We start from the raw sequence: 21,721 nt of genomic DNA, 5'->3' as shown, positions 1-21,721 counted from the left end.
CCTTTATCGTGCACAGATAAGGCAGCCTGAAAATATTGCACCGCCTGCCAACCCCTTCCCGAAAGATTCCCATGATTACCCATCTAACCGGCAAACTCGCCGAAAAACACCCGCCGCAAATCACCATCGACGTAAACGGCATCGGCTACGAGCTGGAAGTCTCCATGCAAACCTTTTACCAACTGCCCAACATCGGCGACAGCATCCACATCCACACCCAGCTCATCGTGCGCGAAGATGCCCATTTGCTGTTCGGCTTCGCCGGCAAAGCCGAGCGCGCCACCTTCCGCCAGCTGGTGAAAGTGAGCGGCATTGGCGCGAAAACCGCGCTGGGCATACTCTCCGCGCTTAGTGCCGATGAACTGGCCGCCGCCATCGCGCAAGAAGACATCAAACGCCTGTCTGCCGCCCCCGGCATCGGCAAGAAAACCGCCGAGCGCATGATTTTGGAACTGCGCGGCAAACTCGCCCCCACCAGCGGCGAGGCAACAGGCTTATTCGCCCCCGCCGCCACGCCCGATGCCAGCGAAGACATCATCAGCACGCTGCTGGCGCTGGGCTACAACGAACGCGAAGCCCGCGCCGCCACCAAAGGCATCCCCGCCGATACGGATGTGGGCGAAGGCGTGCGATTGGCGTTGAAAAACCTGATGAAATGATGTTAGGCTTCCAACTCAGGCTGGCTGGCGGGCAAACCCATAGGCAGCCTGAAAACCAAGCGGCCAATTAATTTCAGGCTGCCCTTTAACGCATAATCCCACACCCTATCACTTCAAAGGAATCAAAATGAGCCAAACCCCTGCTATTCTCCAATCCCTTCCCATCGGGCAAAAAATCGGCATCGCCTTTTCGGGCGGGCTGGACACCTCCGCCGCGCTGTTGTGGATAAAACTGAAAGGCGGCAACCCCTATGCCTACACCGCCAACCTCGGGCAACCCGACGAAGACGACTATTCCGCCATCCCGCAAAAAGCCATGGAATACGGCGCGGAAAACGCCCGCCTGATTGACTGCCGCAGACAGCTTGCCTGCGAGGGCATCGCTGCCATCCAATGCGGCGCGTTCCATGTTTCCACCGGCGGCATGCCTTATTTCAACACCACCCCGCTCGGGCGCGCCGTAACGGGCACCGCGCTGGTCGCCGCCATGAAACAAGACGACGTAAACATCTGGGGCGATGGCAGCACCTACAAAGGCAACGACATCGAACGCTTCTACCGCTATGGCTTGTTGACCAACCCCGCGCTCAAAATCTACAAACCGTGGCTGGACCAACAGTTCATCAACGAATTGGGCGGGCGCGAAGAAATGTCCAAATACCTGATTGCCAACGGGTTTGACTACAAAATGTCGGTGGAAAAAGCTTATTCCACCGATTCCAATATGCTCGGCGCCACGCACGAAGCCAAAGATTTGGAATTTTTAAATTGCGGCATCAACATCGTGCAACCGATTATGGGCGTGGCGTTTTGGGACGAAAACGTTGAAATCCAAGCCGAAACCGTGTCCGTGCGCTTTGAAGAGGGCGTGCCCGTTGCGCTGAACGGCAAAACCTTTGACAACCCCGTAGAGCTTATTTTGGAAGCCAACCGCATCGGCGGGCGGCACGGCTTGGGCATGAGCGACCAAATTGAAAACCGCATCATCGAAGCCAAATCGCGCGGCATCTACGAAGCCCCCGCCATGGCGTTGCTCCACATCGCCTACGAGCGCTTGGTAACCGGCATCCACAACGAAGACACCATCGAGCAATACCGCATCAACGGCTTGCGCTTGGGCAGATTGCTGTATCAAGGGCGCTGGTTTGACAGCCAAGCCCTGATGCTGCGCGAAGCCGCCCAACACTGGGTGGCCAAAGCCGTTACCGGCGAAGTAACGCTGCAACTGCGCCGCGGCAACGACTATTCCATTTTGAACACCGAAAGCCCGAACCTGACCTACCACCCCGAGCGGCTGAGCATGGAAAAAGTGGAAAACGCCGCCTTCACCCCCGCCGACCGCATCGGGCAGCTGACCATGCGCAATCTGGATATTTCCGACACCCGCGCCAAACTGCGGGTTTACGCGCAAACAGGCTTGGTGCAGCTGGGCGACGGGACAAACGTGCCCAAGCTGGACAGCAAATAAAGCGGTTCGGCTTCCGGTTTCAGGCTGCCTTTCCCCCATCGTTGTGGCAGCCTGAAAAACATCCGCAGCCGCCCCAAGGCAGCCTGAAACCTGTGTAGAACCCGCATCCGATGGGGCGTCGGCGGCTCGCCGACATTTTCCAACCAATCCAGCCGTGTTAAACACACCATTGGGCAACGAGCCGTTGCCGCGCCATTTCGGCACGGATACCGTTTACGCCTCCATCCCCCACCGCGATGCCATGCTGGTGTTTCCCCAATGCGCGGGCGGCAAGCTGCAAGCCTACCGCGACATGGTTGCGGAACACGAAAGCGACGGCGAAAAACCGCTCACGTTTACCCTGTTTGAAGTCAGCCCCAACGGCGTGCGCGCGATGGCGTAGATTGCCGTTAACGGAATGCTGATACCGAGGCAGCCTGAAAATGGGAAAACCTTTATTTTCAGGCTGCCTCACCACAATAAGGCAGCCTGAAAACCCATTTCAGCGTAAAATCCGCCCTTTCCTTTTTCAGGCAGCCTGAAAAACACACCTCAACCAAACCACACAAACAAAGGAACACAACCATGCCCGACTACCGCTCCAAAACCTCCACCCACGGACGCAACATGGCAGGCGCGCGCGCCCTTTGGCGCGCCACAGGCGTTGCCGACAGCGACTTTGGCAAGCCCATCATCGCCATCGCCAACTCGTTCACCCAATTTGTGCCCGGCCATGTGCACTTGCACAACATGGGGCAGCTCGTTGCCCGCGAAATTGAAAAAGCAGGCGCGATTGCCAAAGAGTTCAACACCATCGCCGTGGACGACGGCATCGCCATGGGGCACAGCGGGATGCTGTATTCGCTGCCCAGCCGCGATTTAATCGCCGATAGCGTGGAATACATGGTGAACGCCCATTGCGCTGATGCCCTCGTGTGCATTTCCAACTGCGACAAAATCACCCCAGGGATGCTGATGGCGGCGATGCGCCTGAACATCCCCACCATCTTTGTATCGGGCGGGCCGATGGAAGCGGGCAAAGTGGTCGGCGCGATTAACATTGCCGACAGCCGCCGCCTAGACTTGGTGGACGCGATGATTGACGCGGCGGACGACAACGTTTCCGATGCCGCCATCGCCGAAATTGAACAAAACGCCTGCCCCACTTGCGGCTCGTGTTCGGGGATGTTCACCGCCAACTCCATGAACTGCTTAACCGAAGCCCTCGGCTTGTCGCTACCGGGTAACGGCTCGCTGGTCGCCACCCACGCGGGGCGCAAGGAGCTGTTCCTAGAAGCGGGGCGGCTCATCGTAGAAATCACCAAACGCCATTACGAGCAAAACGACTATTCCGTGCTGCCACGCAGCATCGCCACCAAAGCCGCGTTTGAAAACGCCATGACCATGGACATCGCCATGGGCGGCAGCACCAACACCATTTTGCACCTGCTCGCCGTTGCCCAAGAAGCAGGCGTAGATTTCAAAATGGCGGATATTGACCGCCTGAGCCGCATCGTGCCCTGCCTGTGCAAAACCGCGCCCAACAACCACGATTACTACATGGAAGATGTGCACCGCGCAGGCGGCATCATCGGCATCCTGAAAGAGCTAGACAAAGCAGGCAAATTGCACACCAACGCGCTCACCATCCATTCAGGCAGCCTGAAAGAAGCCATCGCCAAATGGGACATCGCCAACTCCGCCAACACCGAAGCGATTGAACGCTTCAAAGCCGCGCCGGGCGGCGTGCGCAGCACCCAAGCTTTCTCGCAAAACCGCCAATGGAAAACGCTGGATTTAGACCGCGCAAACGGCTGCATCCGCGATGTTGCGCACGCCTATTCGCAAGACGGCGGCTTGGCGGTATTGTTTGGCAACATCGCCGAGCGCGGCTGCGTGGTGAAAACCGCCGGCGTGGACGAAAGCATCTGGCAGTTCACTGGGCGTGCCCGCGTGTTTGAAAGCCAAGAAGATGCCGTGGCAGGCATTTTGGGCAACCAAATCGTGGCAGGCGACATCGTTATCATCCGCTACGAAGGCCCCAAAGGCGGGCCGGGGATGCAAGAAATGCTGTACCCCACCAGCTACCTCAAATCCAAAGGCTTGGGCAAAGCCTGCGCCTTGCTCACCGACGGGCGTTTCTCGGGCGGCACATCGGGTTTGAGTATCGGGCACGCCTCGCCCGAAGCCGCCGAGGGCGGAGCCATCGGCTTGGTGCACGAGGGCGACACCATTGAAATCGACATCCCCAACCGCCGCATCCACCTTGCCGTGTCAGACGAGGAACTCGCCCGCCGCCGCGCCGAAATGGAAGCACGCGGCAGCCGCGCATGGAAGCCCGAAAGCCGCGAGCGGTATGTGTCCGCCGCGCTGCGCGCCTATGCCGCAATGGCGACCTCTGCCGATAAAGGCGCGGTGCGCGATGTGAGCCAAGTGGAACGCTGATTGGCGTGAACAAAAAGGCAGCCTGAAAACAAGCGAAGCGAGTTTTCAGGCTGCCTATTGCAATGGAGAACCCATGGCCATTCACCGCTACCGCTTCCCGCCCGTCAACGTTGCCTTTGTTTGCTTTGCCTGCCGTGTCAAAACCACGCGCAGCAAATACGGCGGCATCAACCAACCCGCCGTGCTCTGCCCGCAATGCCGCCGCCCCTGCGACAACATCGGCGACCGCCGTCCCGCGCCACCGCGCAACCGCGAGTCGGCATGGCAGCAAATGGAGCGCGATTATCGCAGTTTGCAGCAGCGCATTTTGGCGGCGTATCAGCAATGGCGGCATGAAGCACGCAGCGCAACGCTGGCGCATTTGCAATGGGCGCAGAAGCTGAATCTGCCCGACATCATCGCGCGTGATGAATTTTGGCTGGAAAAACTGGACGCGCTGCCCGATGTGCCGCGTGCGGTCAATGTGCCGTATCAACGCGATTGGCTGGGCATGGTGCAGGGCGCGGTGTGGCACAGCGGCTTGGGCAAGCCGTATCCTGCCGAGCTGCAAGCATTGATGGGCAAGCCGTTTAACAAAGAGCGGCAGGCGCAGATTGATACACGCGTTGCCAAACATCAGCGCCTGCATCTGCACGATTTCTTCGGTGAATTGCACACCGCTTGCACCACGTTTCGCGACAACGGGCAATATTGGCACCAGCGCGATGTGCATGAATGGGCTGAGGATTTGTGTTGGCAGTAGATTGAGTGCGATGAAAAAAGGCAGCCTGAAAACGGATTTTTCCATTTTCAGGCTGCCTTTATATGCAAACAAAGCGGGTGATGGGAATCGAACCCACGTCAGTAGCTTGGGAAGCTAATGTCTTACCATTAGACGACACCCGCGAAAGCTGCGCATTATACGGTGTTTTAGGCAGCCTGAAAATGGGAATTAGGCTACAATTCGTCATTTCTTTTTCCGCCCGCCCCATCATGCGCCGCTTTGCCTTCTCTTTTTTGCTTGCCCTGCCCATTCTTGCCTTTCTCGGCGTGCTGGTGGTTGCGCCGTTGGCGGCGATGTTGGGCTATCAAGACGCTGCACCGTTGTGGGGCGAGATGCTGGGCGATGCGTACTACCAACGGCGCATTGTTTGGACGGTGTTTCAGGCTGCCGCAACGGTGGTGCTGACGACCGTGCTGGGTGTGCCGATTGCGTGGGCGTTGGCGCGCTTGCAGTTTGCGGGGCGCGCGTTGGTGTTGCGGCTGCTGATGCTGCCGTTTATTTTGCCCACGCTGGTGGCGGGCATGGGCGTGTTGGCGTTGTTTGGAGAGCATGGCGCGTTGTGGCGCGGCTGGGCGGGCACGGCGGCGTTGCTGTTGTATGGCAACGTATTTTTCAATTTGCCTGTGATGATTCGCGCGGCGTATCAAGGCTTGGCGACTGTGCCTGCTAACCGTTTGGCGGCGGCGCAAACGCTGGGCGCGAACGCTTGGCAACGCTTTTGGCGCGTGGAATTGCCTGTGCTTAAAGCATGGCTGGCGGGCGGCGCGTGTTTGGTGTTTTTGTATTGCTTTTCGGGATTTGGCTTGGCGTTGCTGCTGGGCGGGCAGCGGTTTGCCACGGTGGAAGTGGAAGTGTATCAACTGATTGCGTATGAATTGGACATGGCGCACGCGGCGGTGCTGGTGTGGTTGGTGTTGGGCGTAACCGCGCTGGCGGGGCTGTTGTATGCATGGATAAGCCGCCGCGCCGATGCCGCCGAGGTGCGCGCCCGGCAGCCTGAAAAACCGAAAACGCGGGCGGAGCGCGCCCTGCTGGCGCTTGCCTTGTTTACGCTGGCCGCGTGCTGCGCGCTGCCCCTGCTGGCGATTGCGTTTCAGGCTGCCCAAGCGGGCGCGGCGTGGCGCGTGTTGTGGGATGGCGACACGCTGGCGGCGTTGTGGAACACGGCGCGGTTTTCAGGCGGCGCGGTGTTGGGCGCGGCGGTGTTGGGCGCGTTGCACGCGGCGGCGGCGCGGCAATGGGCGGCGATTCGTGCGCTGACATTTTTGCCGTTTATGGTGTCGCCCGTGTGCTTGTCGTTTGGCGTGTTGCTGCTGTATCCCGCTTGGTCGGCGAGCTTGCCGATGCTGATTGCGCTGTATGCCTTGCTGGCTTATCCCTTTGTTACCAAAGATATTTTATCCGCTTGGGACGCGCTGCCCGCCAACTACATCGCTGCCGCGCGGGTATCTGGCGCAAGCCGTTTTCAGGCTGCCTATGCGGTTACGCTGCCGCTGCTGCTGCCCGCGCTGCGCCGTGGGCTCACGCTTGCCGCCGCTACTTGCATCGGCGAATTTGCCGCTACGCTGTTCCTGTCGCGCCCCGAGTGGACCACGCTCACCACGCTGATTTATCGCTATTTAAGCAAAGTGGGTGCAGCAAACCACGATAAAGCGTTGGTGCTGACGGCGGTGCTGCTGGGGTTGAGCTTGCTGGTATTTATGCTGCTGGACGCGAGCGATAGGCAGCCTGAAAAATCATAGCGGCGGTTTTGCCGCCATCTTATCAACCCACAACGGCTGAATGTTTATAACGGCAGCTTGAAAATCATTTTATAAGGAAAGCCCTCCCATGACCGCTCCCATGTACACCCTGCTGCTGCTCACTCTTATCATCGCCAATTTTCCCTTTCTCACCCAACGCGGCTTGGGCATTATCCCGCTTAAACGCAAAACCATTCTGCATCACCTCGCCGAGCTTGCGCTGGGGTTTATCATCATCGCCGCTATTTCGTATGTGCTGGAGAGCCGCTCGGGCAGCGTGCATCGCCAAGATTGGGAGTTTTACGCCACCGTGGTGTGTTTGTATTTGGTGGCGGCGTTTCCTGCGTTTGTGTGGCGGTATTTTTGGCAGGGGCGCAATCGGGAATAGGGCGGTTTTACGCAAAGGCAGCCTGAAAACGAGCGAAGCGAGTTTCAGCGGAGCTAAAACAGCATCTAAAAATGTTTTCAGGCTGCCTTAGTGCTGTTTACAAGGTAATCTCTTCCAAATCGGCAAACTCGGGATGCCGCGCCAAATAGTGAATGGTAAACGAGCATTCGGTGCGCACTTTCACGCCTTGCCGTTGCGCTTCGCTTAAAGCGGCATGTACCAAATCGGCAGCAATGGCGCGACCGTGCGGCGTGGGCTGGGCTTCGGTGTGTTCCAACAGCCAAACGCCGTTATCCAGCGGGCGATAGGCAACGTAAGATGTTTCGCCGTTTTCGTTGTATTCAAAACGGTGGGTGGTGGGGTTGTGGATAATGGTGCGGGACATGGTTCTGTTCTCCAAAACGCGCTGCGTTCGTTTTCAGGCTGCCTTATGTGGATGATGGCAATAAAAAAATCTCTACAACCGATATTGTAGAGATTTTGCGAAACCCTTATTTCAATTTGGTTTCTTTGTAGATAACGTGTTTGCGGGCAACGGGGTCAAATTTTTTGATTTCCAATTTGCCAGGCATGGTACGTTTGTTTTTGGTAGTGGTGTAGAAATGACCTGTACCAGCAGAAGATTCTAGTTTGATTTTATCGCGCATGATTCATTCCTTTTTTAGATGGCTTCGCCGCGTGCGCGCAAATCAGCCAAAACAGCGTCGATGCCGTTTTTGTCGATGGTGCGCAATGCTGCGTTGGTTACTCGGATGCGAATCCAACGGTTTTCGCTCTCTACCCAAAAACGACGTGATTGCAAGTTAGGCAAAAAACGACGTTTGGTTTTGTTGTTGGCGTGTGATACGTTGTTGCCAGACATTGGACGTTTGCCCGTTACTTTGCAAACTTTTGCCATGATGGGTCTCCAAACTGTGATTTTAAAAATGGTGAAATTGGTTTATGGGGTAAACCGCTAATTTGGGCAATCTTTACAGTGGGTTATCTACATTTTGTGTGTGGATTGCCCGTTTAATTATTGCGCGTAGCAAATAAGATTTGCCTGAAAAACGGGCGATTATACTGGGTTTGTTGTTGTATTGCAAAGGATTTATAGTCGTCCCACACAGCCTTATACCGCGTTGGCTCGCCTTGCTGTACTACTTGTACTATCTGCGGCTCGCCGCCTTGTCTAAGGCTGTGTGGAACAACTATATGGCGTGTTTTGCCATGTGGGATAGGGGTGGGTGCTGAGGTAGGCATTGGTGTAGCGCCCATCGCTGGTGATTTCTTTGCCGAGCCAATCGGGGCGGGGGTAGGCGGCGGTTTCGTTGGGAAGTTCCAGTTCGGCGAGGATGAGTGGGGCGTTGTCGCCAAGAAATTCGTCTATTTCAAAGCGATGTCCTTGGTGTTCAATGATGTAGCGGTTTTTTTCTACTTTGAAGGGGCAGAGGGTGGCGAACATTTGTTGGGCTTCGGCAAGGGGAATGGGGTATTCGTATTCGCTGCGGGTGGTGTCGCTGATGTAGCCTTTGATGGTGAGCCATGCGTTATCGCCGATGATGCGCACGCGGATGCTGCATTCTTTGGCAACGGTGAGATAGCCTTGGTGGAGGCGTTGGGGGGCGGAGGCGTGTTGTCGCCATGTGTTGTTGGCGAGCAGGAAGCGGCGTTCGATTTCTAGGTTGGGGGTGGTCATTTGGGTTTGCCTTGGAATAGGGTTCGGCAGCCTGAAAACGGGTTTCAGGCTGCCTTTGGGGTCAGAAGGGTTTGAACAGGACGAGGTAGAGCGCGGCGAGCAGGGCGAACACGGGGATTTCGTTGAAGACGCGGTACCATTTGTGGCTGTGGCGGTTGCGCTGCTGTTCAAAGGCGATAAGCAGTTGGCGGCAGGCGATGTGGTAGGCGGCGAGTAGGATGCCGATGGTGAGCTTGCCGTGCGTCCAGCCTGCGGCGGAGAGTTGGGCGAGCATGAGCGTGCCGAAGATGAGTGCGCCGATGCCCCACGGGGTCATGAATTTATACAGTTTTTGCGCCATAATCAGCAGGCGGCTGTATTCTTCGGGGGTTTGGGCGAGGGCGAGATTGACGTAGATGCGGGGCAGGTAAAACAGCCCTGCGAACCATGCGATGATGAAGAAGATGTGGAAGAATTTGAGCCAAAGATACATTTTCAGGCTGCCTTGGATTGGAAAAACGGCTGAGTATAGCAGATTGGGCGGGGGCGAATATCGGCTTTGCGGGGCAATACAATCAGGCAGCCTGAAACCGGGTAATGCGCGTTTCAGACTGCCTTTGGTGTGGCTAAACGGGGCTTATTTGGTGGGCTTGCGATAAATCCATTCTTTGCTCCACAACGCGATGCCCACCAGCAGGGCGGGGATGGTAAGCACGGTGGCGACGGTTTTGAAATCCCAGCCCCAGTTTAAAAACCATGCGCCCGCAAAGGCGGAGGCAAACGCGCCGATGCGTCCGATGCCGTGCATCCAGCCGTTGCCCGTGGCGCGGGCTTTGAGCGGGAAGAACATGCTGGACAGCGCGTTCATGCCGGTGCCGCCGCCGTTGAGCGACACGCCCAGCAGGAAGGCGAGCAGGCACATCAGCGCGTAGCTGCCCAGCACGCCGCTCAACCCCACCAGCACCAGCGCGCCCGATGCATACCACAGCGCCACGGTTTTGCCCGCGTTGAACCGGTCCATCAGCCAGCCCACGGCAACCGAGCCGAGCGGCCCGCCCAGCTGGAACATGGCGGAAACGATGCTGGCCTGTTCGGCGCTCATGCCGCTTTCTTTAATCATGGTGGGCATCCAGCTGCCGAGCAGGTACACCAAAAACAGGTGCGAAAAATAGGCGAGCCACAGCAAAAGGCTGCCGGCGCGGTAGTGCGCATTGAGCACGGTTTGCACGGGCGATTCGTTGCTCGCGGCGGCTTCGGCTTCGCTGGGGAGAGTGTGGTGGGGCAGCACAAACACGCTGTGTTCGGTGGTGCTGTGGGGCACGCAACGTTCCACCAAGGCGCGGATTTGCGCTTGGTCGCCGCGCTTGTGAATCAGAAAGCCGATGCTTTCAGGCAGCCTGAAAAACATAATCACGCTTAAAACCAACGGGGTGATGCCGCCTACATAAAACACGCTGTGCCAGCCGTAATGCGGGATGAGCCATGCCGCTAAAAAGCCGCCGCCTGCCGCGCCCACGGTGAACCCTGCGAACACGATGGTAATCAAAAACGCGCGTTTGCGGGCGGGGGAAAACTCGGTTACCAGCGTGGCGGCGTTGGGCATGATGCCGCCCATGGCGCAGCCTGCGATAAAGCGGAACACCACCAGTTGCCAGATGTCGCCGGCGTGGGCGACCAGCAGCGTGGCGCAGCCGAAGCACAACACGTTGCCCAGCAACACTTTGCGCCGCCCGAATTTGTCGGCGAGCGGGCCGGTAATCATCGCGCCCACCGCCAAGCCTGCCAACGCTGCGCTGAGCACGGGGGCGAGAGCGTTGTTGGAAAGCTGCCAATCGGCTTTGATATAAGGGGCGACAAAGCCCATGATGGCAACGTCAAAGCCATCGGCCACCACGATAAAAAAGCAGAGGGCGATGATGAGTTTTTGGTAGAAGCTGATGGGGCTGCGGTCTAGCAGCTGGCGGATGTTGATTTCTTGCGGTTGGGGCATGGGAAACCTGTTTTTGTTAGTGTTTGTAAAGTGTGGAAATGTATCAAATTTTGGCAAGCAGGTAAGACTGTTTTGGTCTATGCGATAGGATTTGAGGTTATTTGGCAGCCTGAAATTTAAAATGGAGCGGCGACGGCTCGTCGCCAAATGGATATTCAACACGGTTTTGTTGGTTGGAAAGATGTCGGGCGAGCCGCTGATGCTCCATCGGTTGTAGATTTTGCAGAGGTCTTTGCTTGGAAAAGGCAAAAAACGAGCGAAGCGAAAACAACCGCTTGCTCTTGTTTTCGCTTCGTGGATGTTTGTAAACCCGTTTTCAGGCTGCCTCTGTGGCAACGATAAAGGCAGCCTGAAAACAATCACCGCAATAACTACCGCCTGCGCTTATCTTTAATATGCGCCACGCGCAAATATTCTGCATCCATTGCCCGCAGCGAACGCCCCAGCAAACCAATCGGCACATGATTGTCATCATCGCCCTCGTCAGCAAACACAAAATTCAAAATATCGGGATGATGCCCCGTAACCACCCAGCCCGAGCCGTCCGACAGCGTAATCCACATTAAAATCTGCCGATGGTGTGCCCACTTGCACCGCGCCAAATTCGCGCAGCAACGCCACCGCTTGCGCTGCCAAATCGGTTTCAGGCTGCATCAGTATCACGCAAGTGCCCTGTTCAAACAGCACCCACGATTTATTCTCGCCCTGAATGCAACTGCGCCATGCGGCGATGTAGTCTGGCGTGGAATGTTCCATTGTCTGCGTTCCTTATGTGGTATGAGTATATTTGGTATAATAAATAAAATGGAATTTTATAGGGAGGCTACTAGTATGGCAATTGCTAATATAAAGGTTACTCTTTTGTGCCCAATAGAAAAAGTGTGGAATAAGGTAACTAATTTAAATGATTTTGTTTGGAGAAGTGACTTAGCAAATATAAGAATTATAAATGATAATACGTTTGTAGAAGTTTCTAAATATGGAATTGAAACTTATTTTAAGGTTACAGAATGTATTAAATATCAAAGCTGGGCATTCGAAATAGAAAATGAAAACATCAAAGGAACTTGGATAGGAAAATTTTATCCGCATGGAGATAAAACAACTTTAGATTTTACCGAAAATATTGTATCTAAAAAATTCATATTTAACCTTTTTGTAGGGTTATATTTGAGGAAGCAACAGAGATTGTATCTTAAAGATTTAAAGAAAGCATTAAATTGTAAAGAAGCAAGATAACTGTGTGGCTTACAACTGCGCCACTTGCCGCAATACGTCGGGCGTGGTCGTCTCCAAGCCGAAATATTCCAAATAGGCGGGAATTTGCTCAAACAGCATATCGGTTGCCACTTGAATGGTGCAGCCGCGCGCCTGCGCCGCCGCCAAAAACGGCGTAATCGGGCGGCTCAACACCACCTCGCCCACAAACGCATCGGGGGCAATCCGCGCCACATCCAACGGCAGCGCATCGCCGTCATACATCCCCAACGGCGAGGCATTCGCCACCAAATCAAAGCCTTGCGGGTCGTTGCTGCCTGTTTCCACCGCCAAATCGGGGTAATGATGGCGCAACCGCGCTGCCAACGCTTCCGCCTGCGCGGTGTTCGGGTCAAACAATGCCAACCGCGCCACGCCCGCCGCTGCCAAGCTCGCGGCTATCGCGCTGCCCACGCCGCCCGCGCCTGCCAGCAAAGCCGATTTGCCCTGCGGCGCAAAGCCTTTGCGCACCATGCCGCGCACAAAGCCCTCGCCGTCAAACATATCGCCTTGCAGCCTGCCATCGGCGCTGCGGCGCACGGCATTGCATGCGCCCGCAATCTGCGCGGTGGGCGAGATTTCGTCTAGCAAGGCGATGGTGGTTACTTTATGCGGCATGGTAATCAATGCGCCCAGCGTGTTTTCGTTACGGAACACGGCGCGCAGAAAATCGGGGTAGTTATCCGCTTGGCAAGCAAACGGCACCACCACGGCGTTGATGCTGCGCGATTGGAAATAGGGGTTGTAAATCATCGGCGATTTGAAGGTGTGCGTGGGGTAGCCGATGTGGGCGATGATTTGGGTTAAGCCGTTTATCATGGGAAGTCCTTTTGAGATGAGAGATTTATCAGAGGCAGCCTGAAAATCGTTTTCAGGCTGCCTTCCCCTTGCGCACCACAAACTGCAACGCCGCCTGATAGCCAAACGTGCCCAGCCCCACAATCACGCCCACCGCCTTGTCCGACAAATACGAATGATGGCGGAACGCCTCGCGTGCGTGCACATTGGAAATATGCACTTCCACAAACGGAATGCCCACGCCTGCGAGCGCATCGCGAATCGCCACGCTGGTGTGGGTAAACGCGCCCGCGTTGATGATAATCCAGTCGGTGTTGCCGCGCGCCGCTTGGATGGCATCCACAATCGCGCCCTCGTGGTTGCTTTGAAAATGGCGCACGCTCACGCCCAGCTCGGCAGCGGTTTTGTCCAAATCAGCCGATACATCCGCCAGCGTTTCCGCGCCGTAAATATCCGGCTCGCGCGTGCCCAGCAGGTTTAGGTTCACGCCGTTGATTACCAAAACATTCATGCTTTTTCCTTTCGTTCAAATGGTTGTGGATTATAGCCGTTTGCACGCCCGCTTTCCCACAAGGCAGCCTGAAAACGCGCAAGCAAAACGATAACGCTAACGATGTCGGCAAAATTGGCAGAATAAAACGGTTTGTAGGGGAAATGCGCGATTTTATAGGGCGCAATACGGCAAACAAAACAGCGCAAGCAATAAAAAACCATCAGGCAGCCTGAAACGCACCAAACCCGCTTTCAGGCTGCCTATGCCAAATTTAACCCGCCGCCCACCCAACTTAACACCGCAGCCGCGTATCATCCGCCGCTCGCAGTTGCCGTGTCCGTTCAAACATTGATTACAAGGAAAAATCATGAAACGCTCCACACTACTTGCCTCCACCGCCGCCTTGTTGTTAAGCGCAGGCGTAGCCGTTGCCGCAGACGAAGCCGCCAAACAACAGCCCGCCAACGATATGCCGCCGCCTCCGCATGGCGACCGCCAAAAACCCCACCATTCAGACAAAATGCGCAACAAATTCAAACGAGACGGCTTGCCGCGCGGCTTTGACGAGCTGGGTTTGAGCGAAGCGCAAAAAAACAAAATCCGCGACATCATGGCGCAGCACCGCCCGCGGCAGCCTGAAAACACCCCCGCACGCCACGCCGAGTTCCAACAAAAAATGGCGCAACGCCAAAGCCAAGAGCAGCAACTGCTGAACAGCAAAAATTTTGACGAACAAGCCGCGCGCAAGCTCATCGCCGAGCGCCAGCAAGAACGCGCCGAGCTGGAACGCCAGCACGCCGAACGCGAATTGCAAATGCTCCAAGCCCGCCACGCCGCCTTCCAAGTGCTTACCCCCGCGCAACGGCAAAAATACACGGAGCTGCAAAAACAGCAACACCAACGCTTCGCCGAGCGCATGGCGCGCCGCCAGCCGCCAGAAGCCCCAACCGCTAACAAGTAAACCATATATAGGCAGCCTGAAAACGCATCCAACCGCGTTTCAGGCTGCATTTATATAGCCCCCCGCCCACAAATCCTTCACACAATCTTCATACAATCTTAACAACCATCCCCTATAATCTCCCCCATTCCCATCCCACCCACAAGGCAGCCCCATGAGCCACATCAGCATGAGCCACATTAGCAGCACCCAAACCATCCCCGAGCACAGCCAAACCCCCCGCCACATCGCCATCATCATGGACGGCAACGGGCGCTGGGCAAAAAAACGCTTCCTGCCCCGCGCCATGGGGCATAAAAAAGGGCTAGACGTGCTGGAAAACATCTGCCACATCTGCAACGACGCAGGCGTGCGCTATCTCACTGTCTTCGCCTTTTCCACCGAAAACTGGCGGCGGCCCGCCGACGAAGTCTCGTTTCTGATGGGGCTGTTTCTCGTTGCCCTGCAAAAGAAAGTCATCCAAATGAACGAAAAAGGCGTGCGGCTCAAAGTCATCGGCGACCGCAGCCGCTTCTCCACCGAAATCCAACAAAGCATCATCGCCGCCGAAGCCCTAACCGCCCACAACACAGGCTTAACGCTCACCATCGCCGCCGACTACGGCGGACGCTGGGACATCCTACAAGCCGCCAACACCCTGATTGCCGAAGGCAAAACCCACATCAGTGAAGCCGATTTAGCCAGCCGCCTGATGCTCGCCGAAGCCCCCGAGCCCGACCTCTTTATCCGCACAGGCGGCGAAACCCGCATCAGCAACTTTATGCTCTGGCAAATGGCATACGCCGAATTTTATTTCACACCCGTACTGTGGCCCGACTTCAACCAAGCCGAAATGCAAAAAGCCTTCGCCTCGTTCACCCAACGCGAACGCCGCTTCGGGCGTACCTCCGAGCAGCTGCCCAGCGAGCAGCAACGCCCCGAATAGCGCGGCAAAGGCAGCCTGAAAAGCCAAAACACGGTTTTCAGGCTGCCTTTGTGTTGATTGCGTTGCCTTGGGTATTCGTCTGCCAAAAACGTTCATCAAGTTTGTAGATTGGAATCTTTATGCCCACCAAATCCTATTCGCAAAGTTTGGGCGCAAATGTCCGATTTACCGCTCGCCATTGTTGCGCTCGCGTTTTAAAGTTGAAAACCGCATCATTAGGCAGCCTGAAAAGCATTTAGTCCGTTTCAGGCTGCCTTTGCTTGCTGCGATGCTAACCCGAAACAGGTAAAATAATCGCCACCTTATCCCAGCCGTTTTAGCTTCGCAGAAACTCGCTTCGCTCGTTTTCAGGCTGCCGCAAACCACTCACCAACAAGAAAGAACATTATGCTCAAACAACGCATTCTCACCGCTCTTGTCCTGCTTCCGCTGATGCTCGCCATGCTGTTTTTCGCCGGCAACACCCTTTGGGCGGCGTTTGCCGCGCTGATTGCGCTGCTCGCGCTGTGGGAATACAGCCGAATGGCGGGGTTCGGCCCCGCGCAGCAAACGCCTTATTTGGCGGGCACGGCGTTTTTCATGCTCACCGCGCACGCAGGCGGCTGGCAGCTGCCGCCGTTTGTGTGGGCGATTGTGTTCGCCTTTTGGCTGCTGGCGATGCCCGCGTGGCTCAACCGCAAATGGAAAATCCAAGCCGATGCGCGCGGCATGGCAATCGGTTGGCTGCTGATGCTGCCTTTTTGGTTTGCCCTGCTGCAATTGCGCCCCAGCCCGCAAAGCGCAGGGCAATTGCTGGCGATTATGGTGCTGGTGTGGCTGGCGGATTCGGCGGCTTATTTTGTTGGGCGCGCCTTTGGCAAACACAAACTCGCCCCCGTGTTAAGCCCGAAAAAAAGCTGGGAAGGCGCGGCAGGCGGCGTGATTGCCGTGTGCATTTATATGACGTTTGCTCGCAGCGCAGGCTGGCTGGGCTTTGAAGCGTCTTGGTTTGCCACCATGCTGGTTGCCGTTATCCTCACCTTGGTAAGCATCGGCGGCGATTTGCTGGAAAGCTGGCTCAAACGCGCGGCGGGTATCAAAGACAGTAGCAATTTATTGCCTGGGCATGGCGGCGTGTTTGACCGCGTGGACAGCATGATTGCCGTGTTAAGTGTGTATGCAGCGGTGCAAGCGATGCTGTAAAACCTATTTTCAGGCTGCCTTGTTATCCCCCAAAGGCAGCCTGAAAACGAAGCAACAGACGTTTCAGGCTGCCTAATCGTTACCATCCCAAGGCAGCCTGAAACCCTATTTCCCCCACAAGAAAGGACACTCCCATGCAACACAACACATTAGGCGCAAGTGGCATCCAAGTAAGCAAAATCTGCCTTGGCACGATGACTTGGGGCGAGCAAAACACCGCCGATGAAGCCCACGCCCAGCTAGATTACGCCCTTGCCCACGACGTGAACTTTATTGACACTGCCGAAATGTATCCCGTGCCGCCGTGCAAAGAAACCTACACCCGCACCGAGCAAATCATCGGCGCGTGGATAGCGGCGCGGGGCAAGCGCGATGATTTTGTGCTCGCCAGCAAAATCGCCGGCCCAACGGGCAACAACGCCAACGGGCTGGAACCCTATATCCGCAACGGCAACGATTTTTCGCGCGCGCAAATTTTTGAAGCCTGCGAAGCGAGCTTAAAGCGGCTCAACACCGACTATTTGGATTTGTACCAACTGCATTGGCCCGAACGCCAAGCCAATTATTTTGGCAAACTCGGCATAGACAAATTGCCCGAAAACGAATCGTTCACGCCGTTTGAAGAAATCATTGATGCGCTCAGCGAGCTGGTGAAACAAGGCAAAATCCGCGCTTATGGTTTATCCAACGAAACGCCGTGGGGCGCGATGCGCTATCTTGCCGAACACGAAAGGCAGCCTGAAAACGCCCGCGCCGCCACCATCCAAAACCCATACAGCCTGCTCAACCGCAGCTACGAAGTCGGGTTAAGCGAAGTCTCGTTGCGCGAAAACCTGCCGCTGTTGGCGTATTCGCCGCTGGCGTTTGGCGTGCTATCGGGCAAATATCGTCACGGCGCGATGCCCGCAGGCAGCCGCTTGGCGTTGTTTGAACGCTTTAAGCGGTACAGCAAACCGCAAGGCTTCGCGGCGGTGGAACGCTACGCGCAAATCGCCGATGAAGCAGGGCTAAGCCTGACCGCGCTGTCGCTAGCGTTTGTGAACGACCGTCCATTCGTTGCCAGCAACATCATCGGCGCCACCACGCTGGAACAGCTTGCCGAAAACATCGCCAGCGCAGCCGTAACCCTGTCGCCCGACGTGTTGGACGCGATTGACGCGGTGCACGCTGAAATCAGCAATCCTTGCCCGTAAACCGTTTTCAGGCTGCCTATTGCGCTACAAGGCAGCCTGAAAACAAATAAACGAACCCCATTTCTGCAAAAAGGGATGAATATGACCCCAAAACTGTTTGTACTCGCCGCGCTGCTCGCCTTGCCCACCTTCGCATCGGCAGGCAAAAGCCTGTATTTCACCAGCCCTAGCGGCAATATTTTTTGCCTAGGCGATTCGCGCCTTGAATTCGGCAACAGCGGCGAATGGGGCGTTACCTGCGAGCTAAGCGGGCACCGCAGCAACATCCAGCCGCCGCAAAAACGCCCGAGCGATGATGAATGCCCGCTGGATTGGGGCGACAGTTTTTCGCTAGGGCAAACGGGGCGTGCCATCATTGATTGCCGCGGCGACACCAACCGCATCGGCAATCCGCCTGTGTTGGCGTATGGCAAAACCATTCGCGGCAAGGGCTGGCAATGCACCAGCCAAACCGACGGCATGCGCTGCCAAAACCGCAGCAAGCACGGCTTCTGGCTCAACCGATCGCGCCAAACCTTGTTTTAAGCATTAACGTGTCAACCGATTTTCAGGCTGCCCCAACCCAACGCCAAAGCGCAAAGGCAGCCTGAAAACAATATTTGCCCACATCACTCAAAGCAGCCTGAATATGCTCACCCTCAGCCAAATCCACAAATCCTTCCAGCAAAAAACCACCGCCCGCAACATCAGTTTCAGCGTCGGCGCGGGCAGCATCACCGCCATCCTCGGCGCAAGCGGCAGCGGCAAATCCACGCTGCTCAACATCATCGCGGGGCTGGTGCAGCCCGACAGCGGCGAAGTGTATATCAACGGCGAAGCGCAAAACGCCATCGCGCCCGAACGCCGCCACGTCGCCATGATGTTCCAAGATTTCGCCCTGCTGCCGCATCTCAACGTGTGGCAAAACGCTGCGTTTGGGCTGCGGATGCGCGGCGTGGGCAAAGCCGATGCCCGCGAGCAAGCGCAAGCGCTGCTGGGCGAAGTGGGCATGGGCAACATGGCGGAGCGCCACATCAGCGCGCTGTCGGGCGGCGAAAAACAGCGCGTTGCCCTCGCCCGCGCCTTGGCAGGCACGCCCAAAGTGCTGCTGCTGGATGAACCCTTTTCCAGCCTAGACACCACGCTGCGCAGCCAGTTGCAAAGCCAAACGCGCGAGCTGGTGCGCCGCCGCCAAATCCCCGCCGTGCTGGTAACGCACGACCCTGCCGAAGCCTGCTTTATGGCAGACAACATCGCCCTGCTGGCGGGCGGCGAACTGCTGCAACACGACACGCCCGAAGCCGTTTTACGCTGCCCCGCCAACGCCCAAGCCGCGCGGCTGCTCGGCTGCCTCAACGTATCCGATGCCCATTACATCCCGCCCGAAGCCATCCACCTATCGCCCCACAGCGGCACACCATGCACGCTGCAACACAGTTTCAGGCTGCCTATTGGCTACCGCATAGAAGCCACGCATCCGCAATTTGGCGCGATTACCTTTTTTCACGACCAAGCTGTTCACACCGATGATTGCCGCGTCGCCGTGGATGCCAGCCGCGTGGTGGCGTTTGATTGAAGCGGTTTACAGGGCTACGCGCGTTTTCAGGCTGCCTGATGCGGCATGGTTGAGGCAGCCTGAAACACAACAATTGCCCAATCAATCGGCGTGTAGGGTGTGTGCCGCAGGCACGCACGCGGGCTCAGAAAATTTTGCAAAATCCAAACCGTTTGGTGTTGCGCCAAACGATTTTTATTGAATAGACAGATTTCAGGCTGCCCCACCCATTTAGGTAGCCCGAAGCTCCTTACAAGCAACAAAATGCCAAAAATAACAAAATAACGCAAATTTAACTAACGTAATCCACAAAAAACCAAAAAGAATAAAATTAAGTTCTAATTGTTCTATACCATTTGGTTGTCAAAAAATGTAAACAAAGCTATGCTACACGCTTTACAAATTCCAACCCAAGAAGAACATCATGCCACTGCATCCCACCGACGACTTGCGCGTCAAACAAATCGACGAGCTTTTGCCCCCCATCGCCCATTTATACGAACTGCCCATCAGCGAACAAGCCTCCGAGCTGGTTGCCCAAACGCGCCAGCAAATCGCTGACATCCTGCACGGCAAAGACAACCGCCTGCTGGTTATCATCGGGCCTTGCTCCATTCACGACCCCAAAGCCGCGCTGGAATACGCGCAACGCCTGCTGCCGCTGCGGCAAAAATACGAAAAAGAATTGCTGATTGTGATGCGCACCTATTTTGAAAAACCGCGCACCACCGTAGGCTGGAAAGGGCTGATTAACGACCCGCACCTCAACGGCACGCACGACATCAACTTCGGCTTGCGCCAAGCGCGCCGCCTGCTGTTGGAACTGGGCAACATGGGCATCCCCGCCTCCACCGAGTTCCTAGACATAATTACCCCGCAATACTACGCCGACCTCATCGCATGGGGCGCAATCGGCGCGCGCACCACCGAAAGCCAAGTGCACCGCGAGCTTGCCAGCGGCTTGTCCTGCCCCGTCGGCTTTAAAAACGGCACCGACGGCAACCTGAAAATCGCCATCGACGCGCTCGGCGCGGCATCGCATCCGCACCATTTCCTATCGGTAACCAAAGCGGGACATTCCGCCATCGTGCACACCGCGGGCAACCGCGATTGCCATGTGATTTTGCGCGGGGGCAACGGCGCGCCCAATTACAGCAGCGAACACGTTAAAGCTGCCGCCGAGCAGCTTACCCAAGCGGGCTTGCCCGCCAAGCTGATGGTGGATTGCAGCCATGCCAACAGCCGCAAAGACTTCAAACGCCAAATGGAAGTCGCCCAAGACATCGCCACGCAAATCCAAAACGGCGAGCCAAACATCATGGGCGTGATGGTGGAAAGCCACTTGGTGGAAGGGCGGCAAAACGAACCCGTGGTGTACGGGCAAAGCATCACCGATGCCTGCATCGGCTGGGAAGATACCGAAAAACTGTTGGCACTGCTGGCAGAAGCCAACCGCGTGCGCGTATAGTGCTTGCATAGCTGGGGCAGCCTGAAAAACATTGTGGGTATGGCGAAACAGTCGCGCCACACAGGCAAACTCAGCACATGGCGATAATCGCGTAAAATAAGGATTTTGCATTTTCAGGCTGCCTGAACGTGCAAAATCCTTTTTGTTTGCGAGACCATTATGCTTTGCCCCTGCCAATCATCCCAACCCTATGCCAACTGCTGCCAACCCTTTCACACAGGGCAAAGGCAGCCTGAAAACGCCGAACAGCTGATGCGTTCGCGTTACGCCGCCTATGCGCTGCAACAGATTGATTACATCGTCCGCACCACCGTGCCCGCGCAACAGCCGCTGTTAGACGTAAACAGCATCGCCCGATGGTCGCGCGAAGCACAATGGCTCGGCTTGACCGTGCACCAACACATCCCGCGCATCGGCAAACACCACGCCCAAGTCGCCTTCACCGCACGCTTCGCCGAACACGGCAGCGCGCACGAGCATCACGAGCTATCCACCTTCGTGCAGATAAACGGCGTATGGTATTTCATCGACCCGACCGTGTCGCTACCCAGCATGAAATCGCCGTGCATTTGCGGCAGCGGGGCGAAGTTTAAGGCGTGTTGCGGGAAGTGGTTAGCATAAAATCCAACAGTTATCTTGCATGATGTATAAAAATCTCGCAGAATTGCAGTATTCATCATTTTTTACATACATCCTTATTATGTTAAGTGTAAACAAGTATAATCAGCCAGCCAGCCAGCCAGCCAGCCAGCCAGCCAGCCAGCCTAGGCTAAATTCCGTCCGCACTTTTCGCGCATTCTTGCTTTTTTCCGCATCTTT

At 56.2% G+C, this 21,721-nt stretch carries 26 protein-coding genes and 1 tRNA gene; 16 read left to right on the top strand and 11 right to left on the bottom strand.

Translation table 11 applies throughout. The annotated features are described in order from the left end of the window. The first annotated feature begins 71 nt into the window (after positions 1–71). The 5 genes from ruvA (at position 72) to JDW22_RS06660 (ending at position 5,293) form a co-directional block, all read left to right on the top strand. The gene (ruvA, locus tag JDW22_RS06680) at positions 72–659 is read left to right on the top strand and encodes a Holliday junction branch migration protein RuvA (RefSeq protein WP_200522409.1); all 588 of its coding nucleotides are present in this window, start codon (positions 72–74) and stop codon (positions 657–659) included. A gap of 127 nt (positions 660–786) precedes the next feature. Beyond that, entirely contained in the window at positions 787–2,127 is a 1,341-nt protein-coding gene (gene argG, locus JDW22_RS06675; protein ID WP_200522408.1) for an argininosuccinate synthase, read from the top strand. A gap of 154 nt (positions 2,128–2,281) precedes the next feature. Continuing rightward, on the top strand, positions 2,282–2,509 hold the full coding sequence (locus JDW22_RS06670) for a hypothetical protein (protein ID WP_200522407.1): 228 nt from the start codon (positions 2,282–2,284) through the stop codon (positions 2,507–2,509). 182 nt (positions 2,510–2,691) lie between these two features. After that, positions 2,692–4,551 (top strand): dihydroxy-acid dehydratase, encoded by a 1,860-nt coding sequence (gene ilvD, locus JDW22_RS06665; protein WP_200522406.1) that lies wholly within the window; start codon positions 2,692–2,694, stop codon positions 4,549–4,551. Between the two features lie 73 nt (positions 4,552–4,624). Continuing rightward, positions 4,625–5,293: a hypothetical protein gene (locus JDW22_RS06660; protein ID WP_040558548.1), complete on the top strand. Its 669-nt coding sequence runs from the start codon at positions 4,625–4,627 to the stop codon at positions 5,291–5,293. A 72-nt stretch (positions 5,294–5,365) separates the two neighbouring features. Here JDW22_RS06660 and JDW22_RS06655 read toward each other — a convergent pair. After that, positions 5,366–5,436, bottom strand: a tRNA-Gly gene (locus tag JDW22_RS06655). Positions 5,437–5,475: 39 nt separating this feature from the next. Here JDW22_RS06655 and JDW22_RS06650 point away from each other — a divergent pair. Then, complete coding sequence (locus JDW22_RS06650; protein ID WP_407929582.1) at positions 5,476–7,056, top strand: ABC transporter permease; 1,581 nt, start codon at positions 5,476–5,478, stop codon at positions 7,054–7,056. Positions 7,057–7,144: 88 nt separating this feature from the next. Further along, a complete protein-coding gene (locus tag JDW22_RS06645; protein WP_200522405.1) occupies positions 7,145–7,444 on the top strand; it encodes a DUF2818 family protein in 300 nt (99 codons plus the stop codon). 97 nt (positions 7,445–7,541) lie between these two features. Here JDW22_RS06645 and JDW22_RS06640 read toward each other — a convergent pair whose 3' ends face one another. From JDW22_RS06640 to JDW22_RS13520, 7 genes are all read right to left on the bottom strand, one after another. Beyond that, positions 7,542–7,829: a GNAT family N-acetyltransferase gene (locus JDW22_RS06640; RefSeq protein ID WP_200522404.1), complete on the bottom strand. Its 288-nt coding sequence runs from the start codon at positions 7,827–7,829 to the stop codon at positions 7,542–7,544. A gap of 106 nt (positions 7,830–7,935) precedes the next feature. After that, positions 7,936–8,091: a 50S ribosomal protein L33 gene (rpmG, locus tag JDW22_RS06635; protein ID WP_003684373.1), complete on the bottom strand. Its 156-nt coding sequence runs from the start codon at positions 8,089–8,091 to the stop codon at positions 7,936–7,938. A 14-nt stretch (positions 8,092–8,105) separates the two neighbouring features. Continuing rightward, positions 8,106–8,342 carry a 50S ribosomal protein L28 gene (rpmB, locus tag JDW22_RS06630; RefSeq protein ID WP_040558560.1) on the bottom strand — a complete coding sequence of 79 codons (237 nt, stop codon included), beginning with the start codon at positions 8,340–8,342 and terminating at the stop codon, positions 8,106–8,108. A gap of 273 nt (positions 8,343–8,615) precedes the next feature. Continuing rightward, entirely contained in the window at positions 8,616–9,122 is a 507-nt protein-coding gene (locus JDW22_RS06625) for a CYTH domain-containing protein (RefSeq protein WP_200522403.1), read from the bottom strand. A 61-nt stretch (positions 9,123–9,183) separates the two neighbouring features. Continuing rightward, on the bottom strand, positions 9,184–9,594 hold the full coding sequence (locus tag JDW22_RS06620; protein WP_200522402.1) for a CopD family protein: 411 nt from the start codon (positions 9,592–9,594) through the stop codon (positions 9,184–9,186). 144 nt (positions 9,595–9,738) lie between these two features. Next, a complete protein-coding gene (locus JDW22_RS06615; RefSeq protein ID WP_200522401.1) occupies positions 9,739–11,091 on the bottom strand; it encodes an MFS transporter in 1,353 nt (450 codons plus the stop codon). 483 nt (positions 11,092–11,574) lie between these two features. Beyond that, positions 11,575–11,847, bottom strand: a complete 273-nt coding sequence (locus JDW22_RS13520; protein WP_003796019.1) for a hypothetical protein — start codon at positions 11,845–11,847, stop codon at positions 11,575–11,577. Positions 11,848–11,922: 75 nt separating this feature from the next. On the opposite strand from JDW22_RS13520, the gene JDW22_RS06605 reads away from it, so the two are divergent. Then, positions 11,923–12,330, top strand: coding sequence for a polyketide cyclase (locus tag JDW22_RS06605; RefSeq protein ID WP_235964961.1), 408 nt, complete (start codon positions 11,923–11,925; stop codon positions 12,328–12,330). 9 nt (positions 12,331–12,339) lie between these two features. Here JDW22_RS06605 and JDW22_RS06600 read toward each other — a convergent pair whose 3' ends face one another. From JDW22_RS06600 to JDW22_RS06590, 3 genes are all read right to left on the bottom strand, one after another. After that, positions 12,340–13,167: a shikimate dehydrogenase family protein gene (locus tag JDW22_RS06600; RefSeq protein WP_200522399.1), complete on the bottom strand. Its 828-nt coding sequence runs from the start codon at positions 13,165–13,167 to the stop codon at positions 12,340–12,342. A gap of 52 nt (positions 13,168–13,219) precedes the next feature. After that, positions 13,220–13,657, bottom strand: coding sequence for a type II 3-dehydroquinate dehydratase (gene aroQ / locus JDW22_RS06595; protein ID WP_200522398.1), 438 nt, complete (start codon positions 13,655–13,657; stop codon positions 13,220–13,222). Positions 13,658–13,810: 153 nt separating this feature from the next. Next, on the bottom strand, positions 13,811–14,008 hold the full coding sequence (locus tag JDW22_RS06590; RefSeq protein WP_200522397.1) for a hypothetical protein: 198 nt from the start codon (positions 14,006–14,008) through the stop codon (positions 13,811–13,813). Here JDW22_RS06590 and JDW22_RS06585 point away from each other — a divergent pair. The 8 genes from JDW22_RS06585 to JDW22_RS06550 all read left to right on the top strand — a co-directional run bounded on the left by JDW22_RS06585 (position 14,007) and on the right by JDW22_RS06550 (position 21,523). Then, positions 14,007–14,600 carry a Spy/CpxP family protein refolding chaperone gene (locus JDW22_RS06585; protein WP_200522396.1) on the top strand — a complete coding sequence of 198 codons (594 nt, stop codon included), beginning with the start codon at positions 14,007–14,009 and terminating at the stop codon, positions 14,598–14,600. The two genes, JDW22_RS06590 and JDW22_RS06585, sit on opposite strands and share 2 nt — an antisense overlap. Before the next feature lie 154 nt (positions 14,601–14,754). Next, positions 14,755–15,525 (top strand): polyprenyl diphosphate synthase, encoded by a 771-nt coding sequence (gene uppS / locus JDW22_RS06580; RefSeq protein WP_407929581.1) that lies wholly within the window; start codon positions 14,755–14,757, stop codon positions 15,523–15,525. Between the two features lie 387 nt (positions 15,526–15,912). Next, a complete protein-coding gene (locus JDW22_RS06575; protein WP_200522395.1) occupies positions 15,913–16,707 on the top strand; it encodes a phosphatidate cytidylyltransferase in 795 nt (264 codons plus the stop codon). A gap of 134 nt (positions 16,708–16,841) precedes the next feature. After that, positions 16,842–17,900: an aldo/keto reductase gene (locus JDW22_RS06570; RefSeq protein WP_200522394.1), complete on the top strand. Its 1,059-nt coding sequence runs from the start codon at positions 16,842–16,844 to the stop codon at positions 17,898–17,900. An 81-nt stretch (positions 17,901–17,981) separates the two neighbouring features. Beyond that, the gene (locus JDW22_RS06565) at positions 17,982–18,425 is read left to right on the top strand and encodes a DUF6636 domain-containing protein (protein WP_200522393.1); all 444 of its coding nucleotides are present in this window, start codon (positions 17,982–17,984) and stop codon (positions 18,423–18,425) included. A gap of 103 nt (positions 18,426–18,528) precedes the next feature. Continuing rightward, positions 18,529–19,455 (top strand): ABC transporter ATP-binding protein, encoded by a 927-nt coding sequence (locus tag JDW22_RS06560; protein ID WP_200522392.1) that lies wholly within the window; start codon positions 18,529–18,531, stop codon positions 19,453–19,455. 403 nt (positions 19,456–19,858) lie between these two features. After that, complete coding sequence (gene aroG / locus JDW22_RS06555) at positions 19,859–20,902, top strand: 3-deoxy-7-phosphoheptulonate synthase AroG (RefSeq protein ID WP_200522391.1); 1,044 nt, start codon at positions 19,859–19,861, stop codon at positions 20,900–20,902. A 159-nt stretch (positions 20,903–21,061) separates the two neighbouring features. Further along, positions 21,062–21,523, top strand: coding sequence for a YchJ family protein (locus tag JDW22_RS06550; RefSeq protein ID WP_200522390.1), 462 nt, complete (start codon positions 21,062–21,064; stop codon positions 21,521–21,523). Positions 21,524–21,721 lie beyond the last annotated feature (198 nt).

Origin of the sequence: Kingella bonacorsii, from assembly GCF_016623605.1 — a bacterium.
Classification (GTDB): Bacteria; Pseudomonadota; Gammaproteobacteria; order Burkholderiales; family Neisseriaceae; genus Kingella_B; species Kingella_B oralis.
Note: the sequence above shows the minus strand (reverse complement) of the source record. Positions and strands in the feature narration are given on the sequence as shown.